The organism is Vibrio sp. Vb1026 (genome assembly GCF_033338745.1).
Classification (GTDB): Bacteria; Pseudomonadota; Gammaproteobacteria; order Enterobacterales; family Vibrionaceae; genus Vibrio; species Vibrio alginolyticus.
On record NZ_JAWOTH010000113.1, the window covers coordinates 1 to 1288 of the forward strand.

Annotated in this window: 1 protein-coding gene; it reads right to left on the reverse strand. The window is 48.1% G+C overall.

All coding sequences use genetic code 11. The features are described 5' to 3' along the window. A partial coding sequence (rsxC, locus tag R7E47_RS24580) for an electron transport complex subunit RsxC (protein ID WP_318085332.1) occupies positions 1-1288 on the reverse strand: 1288 nt, incomplete at both ends.

The following is a 1288-nucleotide window of genomic DNA, read 5'->3' on the forward strand; positions in this document are numbered from 1 at the left end:
AGATTCAGTTTCTTGTTGCGCTTTACGCGCTTTTGCACGAGCAATAGCAGCGGCTACTGCGGCTTTTTTATCTTCTGGCTCTTCAGATGCGTTTTCTTCCTGCTGAGCTTTTTTCGCTTTCGCGCGCGCGATTGCTGCAGCAACTGCGGACTTTTTGTCATCAGCATTGTTAGCAGGGGTTTCGCTTTGTTCTTTTTCTGCTTTACGTTCACGAGCAAGACGCTTGCGCTCTTCACGCAGTTTTGCCATTTCGGAGTTGTCAGGCTCAGTTGCACCAGCTTTTGCTGCTGCGGCTTGCTTCGCTTTTGCTTTGGCAATGGCAGCCGCGACAGCAGGTTTAACTGCTGGCTCAGCTTTATTATCTTCGTTCGATTTTTGTGCTTTAACACGAGCAATGGCTGCGGCGATCGCATCATCACCACCGGTTGACTTCATCTCTTTTCGACGGTCATCCGCGGCTTTCTTGAAGCGGTTCTCACGTTCTGCTTTTTCGCGCTCCATACGCGCTTTTTTCTCTTCGAAGCGCAGTTTTGCACGCTCTGCGGCTTCTGCTTCTTGAGTTCGAGTACGAATTTCTGCTTTTGCTTGGCGGTAATATTGCACCAGTGGAATTTCACTTGGACAAACAAACGCACAAGCGCCACACTCGATACAATCTTTTAGATTTAGTTCTTCTAGCTTGTCATATTCTTCGGCCTTAGCATGCCATTGAAGCTGCTGTGGCAGTAGAGATGCAGGACAAGCTTCCGCACATTGACCACAACGTATACATTCCATCTCGTATTGATGAGCTGAAATCTCGTGACGAGTCGGAGCTAAAATACAGTTCGCCGTTTTGGTGATAGGAACCTGTGAGTGGGGCAGGGTAAAGCCCATCATTGGTCCGCCCATGATCAAACGCTGAAGTTTTTTATCGGCTTTGTACCCGAATTCGTCGAGCAGTGCTTGAACTGGGGTACCCAAGAGCGCCCATACGTTTCGAGGCTGTTTAAAGGTTTTACCTGTTAACGTAACGACACGTTCGATCATTGGCTCGCCATCGATGATAGCGCGCTTAATTGAGTATAAAGAACCGACGTTTTGAACCAAGATGCCAATATCTGCAGGGATAGAGCCGCTAGGAACTTCCTTGTTGGTCAGAATCTTTATCAGCTGCTTTTCACCGCCCGATGGGTATTTCGTCGGGATTACTCGAATAACAATGTCCTTGTTCAGCGCGGCACTTTCCAACGCTTTAATGGCATCTGGCTTGTTATCTTCGATACCAATGATCGTCAGCTTTGGCTTA